The sequence below is a fragment of the Bacillus sp. C-3-6 genome (assembly GCF_054509685.1).
Genome location: NZ_CM137247.1, coordinates 3916383 through 3930441 on the forward strand (window position 1 = coordinate 3916383; position 14059 = coordinate 3930441).

A 14059-nucleotide genomic window follows, 5' to 3' on the forward strand; every position below is an offset into this window, starting at 1 on the left:
GAAGCATAATGTTTCATCGTATTGAAGAAGCTCTAGAAGATTTAAAAAAAGGTAAAGTCGTTATCGTATGTGATGATGAAAACCGAGAAAATGAAGGCGATTTTATTGCTTTAGCAGAGTACATTACACCAGAAACAATTAATTTTATGATTACACATGGCCGTGGTCTCGTTTGTGTACCGATTACAGCAGGGTACGCAGAACGTCTACAATTAGAACCAATGGTATCTCATAATACAGATTCACATCATACTGCGTTTACAGTGAGCATTGACCATGTCTCTACAACAACAGGGATTAGCGCTCACGAACGTGCAACTACGATACAAGAATTGTTAAACCCCGCATCAAAAGGTGCTGATTTCAATCGACCTGGACATATCTTTCCATTAATTGCGAAAGAAGGCGGTGTCCTGCGTCGTGCAGGTCATACAGAAGCTGCTGTTGATTTAGCGAAGCTATGCGGTGCCGAACCAGCTGGAGTTATTTGCGAGATTATAAATGAGGACGGCACGATGGCACGTGTACCTGATTTAATAGAATGCGCAAAACAATTTGATATAAAAATGATTACAATAGAAGATTTAATTGCTTACCGCCGCCATCATGAAACACTTGTGACGAGAGAGGTGGAAATTACATTACCTACAGATTTCGGTACTTTCCACGCAATTGGCTATTCTAACTCATTAGATACGAAAGAACATATCGCACTTGTAAAAGGTGATATTTCAATAGGTGAACCGGTACTTGTGCGTGTTCATTCTGAATGCTTAACAGGAGATGTATTCGGTTCACATCGCTGCGATTGCGGACCACAACTCCATGCAGCACTTGCTCAAATTGAGCGTGAAGGAAAAGGTGTTCTTCTTTATATGAGACAAGAAGGAAGAGGCATTGGGCTTCTTAATAAGCTTCGTGCTTATAAATTGCAAGAAGAAGGATTCGATACTGTAGAAGCAAATGAAAAACTCGGCTTCCCTGCTGATCTTCGTGATTACGGTATCGGAGCACAAATATTAAAAGATTTAGGTTTACAAAGTTTACGATTATTAACGAATAACCCAAGAAAAATTGCTGGCTTACAAGGTTACGATTTAGAAGTAGTCGAGCGTGTACCGTTGCAAATGCCAGCAAAAGAAGAGAATAAATCGTATTTACAAACGAAAGTAAACAAATTAGGACACTTACTAAACTTATAATTAAAGGAGAGATTTATTATGGTATTCGAAGGTCATTTAGTTGGTACAGGATTAAAAGTTGGAGTTGTTGTTGGACGTTTTAACGAATTTATTACAAGTAAGTTACTTGGCGGCGCTTTAGACGGATTAAAGCGTCACGGTGTAGAAGAAAATGATATTGATGTTGCTTGGGTTCCTGGTGCATTTGAAATTCCTTTAATCGCTAAAAAGATGGCTAGTAGCGGAAAGTATGATGCTGTTATTACATTAGGTACTGTAATCCGAGGTGCTACAACTCACTACGATTACGTTTGTAATGAAGTAGCAAAAGGCGTTGCGTCTTTATCACTACAAATGGACATCCCAGTTATTTTCGGCGTATTAACGACAGAAACAATTGAACAAGCGATTGAACGCGCAGGTACGAAAGCTGGTAATAAAGGATATGAATCAGCTGTTGCTGCAATTGAAATGGCTCACTTATCAAAACAATGGGCATAAAAAAAGAGGCTTCGGCCTCTTTTTATTTTTTCACCTTTTTTTGTACATCTTTTATTAATTCATTCATCGTTTTTCCTTCTGTTTTTATATGAAGAGCTTGTGCTGTTCTCCATACATTCTCTCTTTTTTTCGCTTCTTCTATAATAGTAATTTCTTTTCTAACTTCCTTTAAATCTTTTCCTTCCGTTTTCAATCCAAAATGTTCAGCTTTCGTTCGAAAGTGTTGTTCGATTCTTTGTTGCATCTCTTTTTGTTCAGGATTTTCAGCAGCCTTAACTGGATCAGAACTTATTGCTTTTATTAAAATTAAACAAGTCATAATCGCTAATATGTATTTGTACATGTAAAATCCTCCAACCCAATATAAATTACATATTTACTATGTACAACTAGGGCTTGGAAAATTCGTCCACAAAAATTCTTTTTTTCGCTCAAAAACCAATAATATCAAGCGTTCACAACTATTTATTACATTTTATTTACAAAAAAAGCAAACCCTTTTACAAGTTTGCTTTTTCATCTATCTTATAATGCACACTCTTCAATCTCAAATCCTAAATCTGCAATCATACCCCAGTCTGCAGTCGGCTCTTGTCCAGCTGTCGTTAAGTAGTCCCCGACAAAAATAGAATTTGCTGCAAATAAACCGATTGGCTGTACAGAGCGTAAATTGATTTCACGTCCTCCTGAAATACGAATTTCTTTTGTCGGGTTTACAAAACGCATCATTGCCAGTACTTTTAAACATTCTACTGGTGTTAACTCTTTTTGCCCTTCAAGAGGTGTTCCCTTTACAGCAACAAGGAAATTACAAGGGATAGAATCTGCATCTATACGTTGTAATTCAAATGCAATTTCAGCACGCTCTTCAATTGTTTCTCCCATGCCAAAAATCGCTCCAGAGCATGGGGAAATGCCCGCTTGTTTCGCTTTTTGAACTGTATCAACACGATCATCATACGTATGAGTTGAACAAATACTATCGTAATTATTTTCATGTGTATTTAAGTTGTGGTTATAACGATGCACGCCCGCTTCCGCTAAACGCCCTGCTTGATCTTCATTTAAGAAACCTAAACAACAACAAATCTTCAAGTCTGTCGTTTCACGAATTTCCTTAACTGCTCCAATTACGTGATTTACCTCTTTATCCGTCGGACGACGACCAGACGCTACAATACAATATGTACCTGCTTTACGGCGTATTGCTTCATGTGCCCCTTCTACAATCTTCTCCTGCGTTAACCATGCATATTTATCAATCGGTGCTTCTGAAATAATAGACTGTGAGCAATATCCACAATCTTCAGGACATAATCCAGATTTCGTATTAATAATCATATTCAATTTTACTTTCTTACCAAAGTGATGATGGCGAATAATGTAAGCCGCATTCATAATTTCTAAAACTTCTGTATCATCAGCTTCTAATATCGCTATTGCATCTTCTTTCGTAATCATCTTCTCTTCCACTACGTCGTATGCAAGTTTTTTCCAATCCCTTTTTGTTTGTACTTGTTTCATTTCATCTCTTCCCCTCTTTTGTTATATGTATAAATAAAGCATGATACGTTGCCATTATCCCTTCATTTCCCGTGAAGTCTCTTTCGTATATGCGTAGCATCGCACGAAAGAGTGAGGGACTTTGACAATATGATCCTTCATTGCTATTAGTCGCTCCTACTTTTCGAATAGAATGTAGAAATTCCTTAACTTCTGTAAAACTCTCTATGTAACATGTTTCAGAAACATGCACATCCCCTGTTTCTATCTTGCATATATGAAGCAACTGATCTTTCGAATAAAAACGTTGACCAATCGATGTTTCATTTTTTATATTTCTTTCTTCTTTCGCACGTTGGAACGAAGCATGCAATTCTTGAAATGTTTCATGTCCAAACGTTGAAAAGAGTAATATCCCATCTATAGACAAATGTTGAAATAAATTTCTTAACACTTGTTGTAAATTATTTAACCATTGAAATGTAGCATTTGAAATAATGACATCATATGATTCTTCTAATCGTAATCGCTCAATATCTTCACAGTGAAACGTTACATTTTTTACATTTTGTCTAGTTTGCGCAATTGCAATCATACTTTCAGCAAAATCAACTGCTGTAATATGTGCTTTCGGAAATAACTTTGATAATTGCTCTGTTACATACCCCGTCCCGCACCCCAGTTCTAAAATACGTATTGATGCCGTTTCACTATATCGTTCCTTTAAGATTGAAAGTAATGAATGTGCCATCTTTTTTTGTACATTTGCATATCGATCGTAAGATACGGCTGCCCCATTAAACCGTTTTTGTAGTAACGTTTTGTTGATCATGTCGTATCCCCTCTACAAATTGAATTATCTCATTTGCGCAATATTCAAAATTCGTTACACATAACGCATGCCCTGCATCACTTACTACTTTCAGCTCGCTGCTGCTATTCTCCGTCATACTACGTGCCGCAGACAATGGGCATATTACATCCTGTTCTCCGTGAATAAGTAGTATAGGTACTTTAATTTCTTTTAGTTCTTCTCTCATATCTGTTTCTATTAAATAATCCAAACCTAGTTGTAAAGACTGAATAGAATCACCTTTAAAACGGTCTACAATGTCTTCAAAGTTTTTATTCTCTTTTAACTCATCTTTCGTAAACATATTTTCATAAAACCGCTTGAGCGTATCTTCTTTCCTTCTCGCCAAATTCCTTTTCAGCCGTTCTACATGCAAAGCATTCCATCCGTTACTGTAATCGCTCGTATTTGTAAATTTAGCAGTACCACCAATTAATACGATGCCTTTTGCCTTAATCTTTTTATAAGCTTCAACTGCTGCTAACGCTCCTAGTGACCAACCAACTAAAATTACGTTGTCGTTATGCGCTACATCTATAATTCGTTCCACAAATTCACTTCGTTCGTTCACATTACGCCAATCTATGCATTGAACAGGATATCCTTTAAAATACGGAATTACTAAATCCCAAATATTCTCTTCCATTCCCCATCCGGGGATAAAAATAATCTTTAGCTCGTTCATACGAAAATCTCCTCTTCTTTCGCAATGTGAATAATTCGGTCAATAGCCCATTTTAAATCAGCTATTGTATGTTGCGATGTAACTGCAAAGCGAATTCGAGAACTATGAACCGGCACAGTTGGCGGACGAATTGCAATAGCCGCAATCCCTGCCTCTTGCAACCTTTTACTAAATCGTAAAGCATGTTCATTTGAACTGACTACAATCGGTACAATATGAGTTGAACTATTCCCAATATCAAAACCAGCATCCCTTAATTTAGTTCTGAAGTATTCTCCGTTTGCTATAAGGTTCTCTCTTCTTTCGTTATCTTCTTTTACAATTTCAATTGCTTTTTGCACTGCTCCTAACGTACTTGGTGGTAAAGCTGTAGTAAAAATAAAGCTTCTCATCATATTTTGTAAATACTCTATATAAATTTCATCACCTGTCAAATACGCACCATAACACCCTAAAGCCTTGCTAAACGTCCCCATATGTATATCAATTTTTTGAGCAAGATTTTTTTCTATATGAGATAACCCAGCTCCGCCGATTCCATATATTCCACTCGCATGTGCTTCATCGACTATAATGATTGCCCCGTATTTCTCTTTCAGCTGTACTAAATCTCTCAAATAAGCAGTATCACCATCCATACTAAAAACGGTATCAGTTACGATTAATTTCCGCTTTTCAGGTGACGCTGTTTTCAACAGCTTCTCTAAATGATCCAAATCATTATGACGATACCTTTTATGCTCTGCCCCGCTTAATATGATTCCATCAACAATACTTGCGTGATTTAACTTATCACTAAAAACAATATCGTGCCGAGAGGCTAAAGAAGATATGGCACCTATATTTGCCGTATACCCACTATTTACAATTAAAGCTCTTTCAGTACCTTTCCAGTCACATATGCTTCTCTCAACCTCTTCATATAATGGATGATTTCCTACAACGAGACGAGAGGCAGTCGCTCCAGTTCCACATCTTTTTGTACAGGCAATAGCAGCTTCTTTTAACCTTTCATCTCCAGCTAACCCTAAATAATTATTTGACGCTAAATTTAACATCCTTTTTTTATCTCGAATAAGCCAAGTCTCTTCTGCCTTCTCTGTTACATATAAATTTCGATACTGCCCTTGCTCATGTAATTGTTGTAATTTAGATTGAAGGTGCGCCCGCCACGTTTGATTCATTTTGGATAAACTCCTCTAATTTTGAAATCATAATATGTTCTTTTGCAGATTCTAATACTTCTTCTTTCGTAAACTCACCTTCAAAGAATGGTAATAATCCTAAAACTGGTACCCCGCTCAGCTCTTCAATCATCTTTTTATTTTCTTGCACTCTTTCCATTTCACATTCTTTGCAACCTGATAAAATGACACCCGCTACGGTTAAGCCATGCGCCTTTGCGTAAGCAATCGTTAACACTGTATGATTTACTGTTCCTAATGTAGGACGAGCTACTACAATAAGAGGCAACTGTAATTCTTTTGCAAAATCAATTACTAAAGCATCTTCTGTATATGGAACAGCAAGCCCACCTGCTCCTTCTACAAATAAGCTATTAAACTCTTTTAATAGTTCATTATAGTAATCAATAATTTCTTTTAACTTTACTACTCTTCCAGCTCTTTTCATGGCAAGTCTCGGAGCAAGTGGTTCTTCAATAGAATAAGGGCAAATTTCATTTTCTGGTGTCGGTACACCTGATAATGCTTTTAACCTTGCCGCATCTCCCTCAGGATTTGATGCAACATGCCCACTTTGCAACGGTTTATACACCCCTACGTTATATCCTAATTCTCTAAATACACCTGCTATAGCACCTGCAACTACTGTTTTTCCAACTTCAGTATCAGTTGCTGTTATGAAAAAACCACTCATTATTCTCCCTCCGTAACATCCGAGATTGCCTTATATAAAATGCGTAACATATCATCAATCTCTTCAAAAGTAGAAGCAAGTGGCGGCATAAATACAATCGTGTTACCTAGCGGTCGTAAAATCATACCCAGCTCTCTTGAGCGTTTACATACTTGAACACCGACTCTCTCTGTCCAGTCAAACGCTTCTTTCGTTTCCTTATTCTTCACAAGCTCAATACCAACCATTAATCCGCACTGACGAATATCACCTACATGTTTATAAGCAAAGAGCTTTTCTAATTGCGCTGCCACATAATCCGTTTTATGTGCCACTTCTTCTATTAAATTTGTTTTTTCATATAGTTCTAGATTCGCGATTGCTACGGCACACCCTAACGGATTACCTGTGTAGCTATGTCCATGGAAAAATGTTTTTTGTTCTTCATATTCTCCTAAGAAGGCATTATATATTTCATCTGTCGTTACCGTAACTGCAATTGGTAAATATCCACCTGTTAAACCTTTCCCAGCAGTTAAAATGTCTGGCGTCACATTTTCATGTTCACACGCAAACATTTTCCCTGTACGCCCAAATCCAGTCGCTACCTCATCTGTAATAAATAATACATTGTACTTTGTACATAAATCGCGCAGTCCTTTTAAATATCCTTTTGGCATTGTAATCATTCCGCCAGCACCTTGCATTAATGGCTCTACAATGATGGCAGCTACTTCTTCATGCTTTTCTTTCAACAATTCTTCCATTTCTTCTAAATGGCTTTTTACAATTTCCTCCTTATTATTTCCGTAAGGAGAACGATATGTATATGGATACGGCATTTTAATCGCATCAAATAAGAGCGAACTATACACTTGGTGAAACAAGTCTATTGCCCCTACTGAAACAGCTCCAATTGTATCACCGTGATATGCTTCTTTTAATGTAATAAATCTTTGTTTCTTTGGTTTCCCTTTATGCTGCCAATATTGGAAAGCCATCTTAATTGCAATTTCAACAGCGGTAGAACCTGAATCAGAATAGAATACCTTCTTCAATCCATCTGGTACAACCTCAATAATTTTTTCTGCTAATAAAATAGATGGAACGTTAGCAAGTCCTAACATAGTAGAATGAGCAATTTTATTTAATTGCTCACGAATTGCTGCATCTAATTCCGGTACTTGATGTCCGTGAACATTTAACCATATAGATGAAACACCATCCCAATATTCATTACCATTTACATCGTATAGTTTTCTTCCCTCTCCACGTTCAATAATGACAGGATCTTCTTCTAAATAATCTTTCATTTGTGTAAATGGGTGCCATACGTAAGCTTTATTTTTCTCTGCTAATTCTTCATATGTATAAGATGATTTTTCAATTGTTCTACTATTTATTGTCACAACTGTCACCCCTAATGTTAACTTGTTTATAAATATAGTTAACATTAAATCCGAATGACTGTCAATTATTTTAAAATCAAATAGTTCTTAAAAAAGAACAACTTATCATACGATAAGTTGTTCTACTTTCCATGCTGTATCTTTCCAATTTCTAAAATAATTTCTTCATCTTTTTTCCCCTCTGTATCAATTCCAAGTTGCTTAGCGTGCTCAATTAATAAATCATGACGCTTCTCAAACCTAGCGGTATTTACTTCTTTCGTAACCTCTTCTTTTGTTTTCCCCTCAGTAGAAACTCCTAGTTTTTCTGCTGCTTTTTCCATTGATTTCTTCTCTTCTATTTCTTTTACTTTCTTCACTTCTGACTGTTGTATTTGCTTTTGTTTCAACTGCTCTGATTCAGCCGCAAAAGCTGTGTAAATTCCAGCACTTCCTCCAATAACTAATAAAGTGGTAAAAAGAATTATTTTTTTCTTCACTCTTTCCTCCCCCTTTCAAATTCATTATAACGTACATTTTTACAGCGTTAAAAACAATTCTCCTTTATTTCCCTAAAAAATATTTAATATTTTTATTGACATGTAAGATGAAAATATGATAAAAATTTAACTAACATCATATGAATCGGCGTTGATAGGATTTAGTAGTATTTCGATTTCTGATTTCAGAGAGCTGGTGGTCGGTGCGAACCAGTACAGAGCGAATTATGAATTACCCCCTGGAGCTTCTTTTACGAAACGTGAGGAGTAGTGAAAGACGGTTATAGACCGTTATGTCTAAAGAGTGGTGAAACGACACTGTTTCACAATTTAGGGTGGTACCGCGAATTTTTCGTCCCTGCATATATTGCAGGGGCGTTTTTTATTTTATAAGCGCATATCATATGACCCTTTATTTTGTGATACATTCATTTCACAAGCTAGGGTGGTACCGCGATTTCTTCGTCCCTGCATAATTATATGCAGGGACGTTTTTTTATCCAATCATTTCCGTATCATATAGAAGGACCAACAATTACCGGTAATTTGTCACAAAATTCTAAATTTTAGAAGGAAATATACAATATTGGCGAATTTTATATAAAAAAGAGCTATTTTACATTACTTAGGAGGGGAAAACAATGGTTTCAAAAATTGAGTCTGTTCTTTTAACAATTTTTATCTTTTTCTGTATTGGTTTTAGTGTTATTCAATTAGAAGTTTCACCACACATCCCAATTTTATTTGGTATCGTTCTTTTATTAGCATTTGGATTCCTGAAGAAAATCTCTTGGTCTACTATGGAGAAAGGGATGATCAGTAGTATTTCAGCTGGTATTCCATCTATATTTATTTTCTTACTTGTAGGCGTATTAATTAGCGTTTGGATCGCAGCTGGAACTATTCCGACTTTAATGGTATACGGCTTCCAACTTGTATCTCCAAAAATTTTCGTTCCAACTGTTTTTGTTGTTTGTGCAATTGTTGGAACGAGTATCGGTAGTGCATTTACAACTGCTGCAACTGTAGGACTTGCCTTTATGGGAATGGGTACTGCCCTTGGATACGATCCAGCTCTTATTGCTGGTGCAATTATTTCTGGTGCATTCTTCGGAGATAAAATGTCTCCTTTATCTGATACAACAAACTTAGCGCCTGCTGTAACAGGTGTAGATTTATTTGAACATATTCGTAACATGCTTTGGACAACAGTGCCAGCTTTCATTATTGCATTTATCGCATTTTTCATTTTAGGAAGCGGATCTGGTGGAAACGTTGATTTCTCAGCATTTATTAACACATTAGAAAAAAATGCAACGATTTCTATCGTTACGCTGATTCCTATTTTATTACTGTTCCTATTCGCATTTAAAAAGGTACCCGCAGTTCCAACATTACTTGCAGGAATTGTGGTAGGGATTATTATTCTCTTTATTTTTAAACCTAGCACTTCTTTAGCTGATTTAATAAAAATTATGCAAGACGGTTACGTTTCTAAAACTGGTATCAAAGACATTGACAGCTTATTATCTCGCGGTGGCCTGCAAAGTATGATGATGTCAATTGCTCTTATTTTCCTAGCTCTTTGTATGGGAGGATTATTACAAGGAATGGGTATTATAGCGCAGCTGATGAATATTATCTCTAGCTTCGTAAAAACTAGTACACGCTTAATTATTTCTACTGCTTCAACTGCAATTGGTGTAAACTTCTTACTTGGTGAGCAGTACTTATCCATCGTTTTAACAGGACAAGCATTTGCTAATAAATACGATGAAGTCGGTTTAGAACGTCGTAATTTATCACGAGTATTAGAAGATGCTGGTACAGTAATTAATCCACTCGTACCATGGGGTGTCAGTGGCGTATTCTTAACAAACGTTCTTAGCGTTCCAACATTCGATTACTTGCCATACGCAATCTTCTGTTTAGCGTGTCCAGTCGTAACCATTATCGTCGGCTTTACTGGATTCGGTCTTTCATGGAAAAAAGAAAAAGCAGTACCAGTTTCATAATATAACAAAAAGGATTACCAAATCGGTAATCCTTTTTATATTTCTCGACTATCTATTCGCTTTCTTTCTTCTAAATAACATAAGTAATCCCGCTCCAACAAACGCAAGACCAGCTCCAATTGTAGAAGCAATACTTGCACCTGTTTTCGGTAAATCACGTTCATCTTTTTCAGCTTCTTTATTTTCACTTACAGTTGTTGTTTCTTTTGTATTTTGATCATCTGTTGTAGTTTGTCCAGATCCGGTATTATTTCCATCTTGCTTTGGTTCATTACCATTATTACCTTCTTCTGTTGGTGGTGTTGCGTTTTCTCCATTACCTGTTGGCGGTGTCGTTGGATTTCCTTCACCACCTGTTGGCGGTGTCGTTGGATTTCCTTCACCAGTTTCTTTATCATCATTCTTCTTCGTTATATCAATTGCATATTTAGCAAATTCATTTTCAGATGGTCCAACATATGAAATCTTTCCATCTTTCTTTATATACTTTTGTGCATTTGGTGAAGAATCAAATGTTGTATTTAATTTATCTGCAACAATCGGTTTAAATGTCCAATTTTGATCTGCTGTCGGGTTAATAACTGGCGTTTCTTGCATATACTTTACAATAATTTGACGTGTTTCATCTTGCGATTGGTAAATAACTTCTCCTTCACTTACACCAGGGAACGTTTTACTGCTACCGCGATAATTATTTGTAGCAACAATAAACTCTTGATCATCAGCTACTGGCTTACCTTCATATATCATATTTACAATACGATTCGTATTTGCATTTACAACTTTTCCATCTTTATCGTATTTCGCCGGTTGTGTTACATCAATTTCATATTTTAAACCATCTATAATATCAAAGTTATATGTAGGATATCCTGTATTCACCAATTGCTGTTCAATTTTTTCTTTTGGTTTAGGATTAATTTGATTAAACTGACCTGCAGACATTTCAAGCCATTCTTTCACTTGTGCCCCATTTACTTTTACAGCATATAACGTATTTGGATATACGTATAAATCTGCAACGTTTTTAATCGCTAACGTTCCAGCTGGAATATCAGTATAATATGTTGCACCGTTTCGGCCACCTGCTTTAAATGGTGCACCTGCAGATAAAACCGGAATATCTTTAATCTTTTCGTATTCTGGTTTTTTAAGTTCTTGTTCTACATACCATTTTTGCGCATTTGTCACAATTTGTACAGAAGGATCATCTTGTACTAATGAAAAATAACTATTAATTGGTGCTTTCGTTTCACCTACATGTGTATTTACATATTCGATTGTCTTTTCATGTTCATCTTTAATTTCATTAACTAATTTTTGATCAGATTCTACTAATGGATTACCTTTACTATCAGCAATCGGACGAAGTTGCGGCTTAGACTGATCTTTTTGCACTTCCCATTTTCCGTTTACCTTTTTCAATTGCATATCAATAATACCTAAGTTACTACCAAAAACACCCGGCATTACAACTGGAACACCATTAAATACATCCTTCACTTCAGTATGTGAATGTCCCATTAATACTGCATTTACGCCAGGAACCTCTGTTAAATAATACGACGCGTTTTCCATACCAACGTTGTATCCACTTTTATCAACACCGGAATGAGCTAGTGCAACGATAACATCTGCACCTTCTGCTTTCATTTTTGGTACCATTTTCTTCGCTGTTTCAACTATATCTTTCGCTTTAACTTGTCCTTCTAAATTCGCTTTATCCCAATTCATAATTTGTGGTGGAACAAATCCCATTACACCAATTTTCACTATTTGTTTTTGGCCTGCTTCATCCATTACTTCTTTCTCTAAAATATGATATGGTCTATCAAAGTAATGCTCGTCATTCTCATCATTACCATCATGGTCATCTCTGTAGACATTCGAGTTAATAACCGGAATTTTTGTTTTACCAGTCACTTCCTTTAAATAATCTAAACCATAGTTAAATTCATGATTCCCAAGAGAGATGACGTCATACTTCATTAAATTCATTACACGATATAATGGATGGACATAGTTAGAATCAACAGAATTCTCCTGATTTTTTATTTTATTCGCTACATAATCTCCAAGCGGCGTCCCTTGTAATGCATCCCCATCATCAAATAGGACAGAGTTCTTCACTTCTTCACGTGCTTTATTAACGAGTGTTGCTGTTTGTACGAGACCTACTTTATTATCTGTTTTCGTTTGATAATAATCGTAATTCATTAAGTTAACGTGAATATCTGATGTTTCTAGAATTCGTAACTTAACTGTACTCTCCCCAGCGTTCTCATCTGCATGAGCTGTTGTTGGCATTACTTGCGGTGCTATAACACCAATCGCAAGAGTTGCTCCAGCTAGCATTTTTTTTGACTTTTTCACAAAAAATCCCCCTTATACAATTACCAGAAATAATGAAATGAATCCCTATCTGTCTCTAACCACATACCTTTTTTCTTCTATTAGAGACACAATTTTCATTTCACCCTGCGCTAACGAGTAGTCCCCTTAAACGCCCGATTGATGAAGACTAACAATTAATAGGAAATAAAGCTCCCACTAATTAAAGTTTCACCTTATCTGACATTATCATATATAAAGTTCTTTCCTATCGTCAATATTTTTTGACAAACTTCAACAAATTTTCTGTAAAGTTATTATAAACTTTTCATAAACATATAATATGCCCTTACATTGCTAATACTGCTGAATATGATACAATTACCAATTACAAGGAGGATGAATTTATGAAAAAAGTCATCTTAACAATTGTTTGTCTCCTCCTTCTGATCATTTCTTATTCTTATTTTGAAAAGAACGACGAGACAAAACAAAATGAATCTGAAGAAAAAACAGAAAAAACATCTGCCCCAAATTGGATTGATAAGCAAACAAACGAATCTTTTTATCATCTTGTATTAGGTGATTCACTCGCTAAAGGATATGGATCGACACAAGGTGGATTTGCTGAATTAGCTTCTAAGCAAATAGAAGCACAAATTCATAAACCAATTACAGTAGAAAACCTTGGGGTAAACGGTCTTACAACAGATCGTCTCGCTAAAAAAGTTCAATCAGAAGATGTAAAGGAAAAAATTAGAGCAGCAAATATAATTACAATTAATATTGGGGGAAATAATTTATTTCGCTTAAATCGTGATGTCGGTGTTATAGACGGTATTAAAATGTTAAATAAAGAAAAAGCTCATTTTGAAGCGGATGTAAAAAATATTGTAAAGACAGTCCGAGATCAAAATCCGGATGCTTTACTCATTCTTTCTGAACTCTATAACCCGTTACAACTCGATGACTCCATCGCAAGTTATGCAGATATGTTTTTAGACGGCTGGAATGAATCCGTTTATTCCATTGCAAAAGTGAATCAACCATCTATCGTTTTGCCAATTCGTAAATTAATATCGAATGATAAAAAAGAATTGCTCTTTGACCAAGTACACCCAAATGATAAAGGCTATACGATTATTGCCGATTCATTTACAAAAAAAGTATTGGCCTACAAATATTAAAATTCCCATGAAACAATTCTATTTTTATAACATGTCTTTTTTGTTACAATGATAGTGG

The 14059-nt window shown here is 35.8% G+C and carries 13 protein-coding genes and 1 other annotated feature; of the genes, 4 read left to right on the forward strand and 9 right to left on the reverse strand.

Features of this window, described 5'->3' with window-relative positions:
- Positions 1–8: 8 nt before the first annotated feature.
- Complete coding sequence (gene ribBA / locus ACW0JX_RS20000) at positions 9–1202, forward strand: bifunctional 3,4-dihydroxy-2-butanone 4-phosphate synthase/GTP cyclohydrolase II (protein ID WP_098640422.1); 1194 nt, start codon at positions 9–11, stop codon at positions 1200–1202.
- A gap of 18 nt (positions 1203–1220) precedes the next feature.
- Complete coding sequence (ribH, locus tag ACW0JX_RS20005) at positions 1221–1682, forward strand: 6,7-dimethyl-8-ribityllumazine synthase (protein ID WP_000230895.1); 462 nt, start codon at positions 1221–1223, stop codon at positions 1680–1682.
- Positions 1683–1704: 22 nt separating this feature from the next.
- On the opposite strand, the gene ACW0JX_RS20010 is transcribed toward ribH, so the two are convergent.
- The 8 genes from ACW0JX_RS20010 to ACW0JX_RS20045 form a co-directional block, all read right to left on the reverse strand.
- Positions 1705–2025, reverse strand: a complete 321-nt coding sequence (locus ACW0JX_RS20010) for a hypothetical protein (protein ID WP_000280032.1) — start codon at positions 2023–2025, stop codon at positions 1705–1707.
- A gap of 182 nt (positions 2026–2207) precedes the next feature.
- Positions 2208–3206 carry a biotin synthase gene (bioB, locus tag ACW0JX_RS20015; RefSeq protein WP_000815858.1) on the reverse strand — a complete coding sequence of 333 codons (999 nt, stop codon included), beginning with the start codon at positions 3204–3206 and terminating at the stop codon, positions 2208–2210.
- A 1-nt stretch (position 3207) separates the two neighbouring features.
- Entirely contained in the window at positions 3208–4017 is an 810-nt protein-coding gene (gene bioC, locus ACW0JX_RS20020) for a malonyl-ACP O-methyltransferase BioC (protein WP_000608911.1), read from the reverse strand.
- Positions 3983–4723 (reverse strand): alpha/beta fold hydrolase, encoded by a 741-nt coding sequence (locus ACW0JX_RS20025; protein ID WP_053563698.1) that lies wholly within the window; start codon positions 4721–4723, stop codon positions 3983–3985. The genes bioC and ACW0JX_RS20025 overlap by 35 nt, the downstream gene beginning before the upstream one ends.
- Positions 4720–5907 carry an 8-amino-7-oxononanoate synthase gene (gene bioF / locus ACW0JX_RS20030; protein ID WP_144465048.1) on the reverse strand — a complete coding sequence of 396 codons (1188 nt, stop codon included), beginning with the start codon at positions 5905–5907 and terminating at the stop codon, positions 4720–4722. Before bioF ends, ACW0JX_RS20025 begins: the two co-directional genes overlap by 4 nt.
- Positions 5873–6601, reverse strand: a complete 729-nt coding sequence (bioD, locus tag ACW0JX_RS20035; RefSeq protein WP_459245024.1) for a dethiobiotin synthase — start codon at positions 6599–6601, stop codon at positions 5873–5875. The genes bioF and bioD overlap by 35 nt, the downstream gene beginning before the upstream one ends.
- Complete coding sequence (gene bioA, locus ACW0JX_RS20040; RefSeq protein ID WP_459245025.1) at positions 6601–8034, reverse strand: adenosylmethionine--8-amino-7-oxononanoate transaminase; 1434 nt, start codon at positions 8032–8034, stop codon at positions 6601–6603. Before bioA ends, bioD begins: the two co-directional genes overlap by 1 nt.
- A 77-nt stretch (positions 8035–8111) precedes the next feature.
- Complete coding sequence (locus ACW0JX_RS20045) at positions 8112–8468, reverse strand: hypothetical protein (protein ID WP_000726902.1); 357 nt, start codon at positions 8466–8468, stop codon at positions 8112–8114.
- A gap of 142 nt (positions 8469–8610) precedes the next feature.
- Positions 8611–8831: a binding site (T-box leader), on the forward strand.
- A 278-nt stretch (positions 8832–9109) separates the two neighbouring features.
- On the opposite strand from ACW0JX_RS20045, the gene nhaC reads away from it, so the two are divergent.
- A complete protein-coding gene (gene nhaC / locus ACW0JX_RS20050) occupies positions 9110–10483 on the forward strand; it encodes a Na+/H+ antiporter NhaC (RefSeq protein WP_000253730.1) in 1374 nt (457 codons plus the stop codon).
- A 48-nt stretch (positions 10484–10531) separates the two neighbouring features.
- On the opposite strand, the gene cpdB is transcribed toward nhaC, so the two are convergent.
- On the reverse strand, positions 10532–12856 hold the full coding sequence (cpdB, locus tag ACW0JX_RS20055; protein ID WP_459245026.1) for a bifunctional 2',3'-cyclic-nucleotide 2'-phosphodiesterase/3'-nucleotidase: 2325 nt from the start codon (positions 12854–12856) through the stop codon (positions 10532–10534).
- Positions 12857–13221: 365 nt separating this feature from the next.
- On the opposite strand from cpdB, the gene ACW0JX_RS20060 reads away from it, so the two are divergent.
- Entirely contained in the window at positions 13222–14001 is a 780-nt protein-coding gene (locus tag ACW0JX_RS20060; RefSeq protein WP_016080356.1) for a GDSL-type esterase/lipase family protein, read from the forward strand.
- The last annotated feature ends 58 nt before the right edge of the window (positions 14002–14059 follow it).

Bases quoted from the DNA above. Each gene is read 5' to 3' on its own strand.
- bioA (WP_459245025.1), bottom strand. From the start codon at position 8,034: ATGTTAACTATATTTATAAACAAGTTAACATTAGGGGTGACAGTTGTG.
- bioF (WP_144465048.1), bottom strand. From the start codon at position 5,907: ATGAATCAAACGTGGCGGGCGCACCTTCAATCTAAATTACAACAATTA.
- ACW0JX_RS20010 (WP_000280032.1), bottom strand. From the start codon at position 2,025: ATGTACAAATACATATTAGCGATTATGACTTGTTTAATTTTAATAAAA.
- ACW0JX_RS20060 (WP_016080356.1), top strand. From the start codon at position 13,222: ATGAAAAAAGTCATCTTAACAATTGTTTGTCTCCTCCTTCTGATCATT.
- nhaC (WP_000253730.1), top strand. From the start codon at position 9,110: ATGGTTTCAAAAATTGAGTCTGTTCTTTTAACAATTTTTATCTTTTTC.
- ribBA (WP_098640422.1), top strand. From the start codon at position 9: ATGTTTCATCGTATTGAAGAAGCTCTAGAAGATTTAAAAAAAGGTAAA.
- bioC (WP_000608911.1), bottom strand. From the start codon at position 4,017: ATGATCAACAAAACGTTACTACAAAAACGGTTTAATGGGGCAGCCGTA.
- ACW0JX_RS20025 (WP_053563698.1), bottom strand. From the start codon at position 4,723: ATGAACGAGCTAAAGATTATTTTTATCCCCGGATGGGGAATGGAAGAG.
- bioB (WP_000815858.1), bottom strand. From the start codon at position 3,206: ATGAAACAAGTACAAACAAAAAGGGATTGGAAAAAACTTGCATACGAC.
- bioD (WP_459245024.1), bottom strand. From the start codon at position 6,601: ATGAGTGGTTTTTTCATAACAGCAACTGATACTGAAGTTGGAAAAACA.
- ribH (WP_000230895.1), top strand. From the start codon at position 1,221: ATGGTATTCGAAGGTCATTTAGTTGGTACAGGATTAAAAGTTGGAGTT.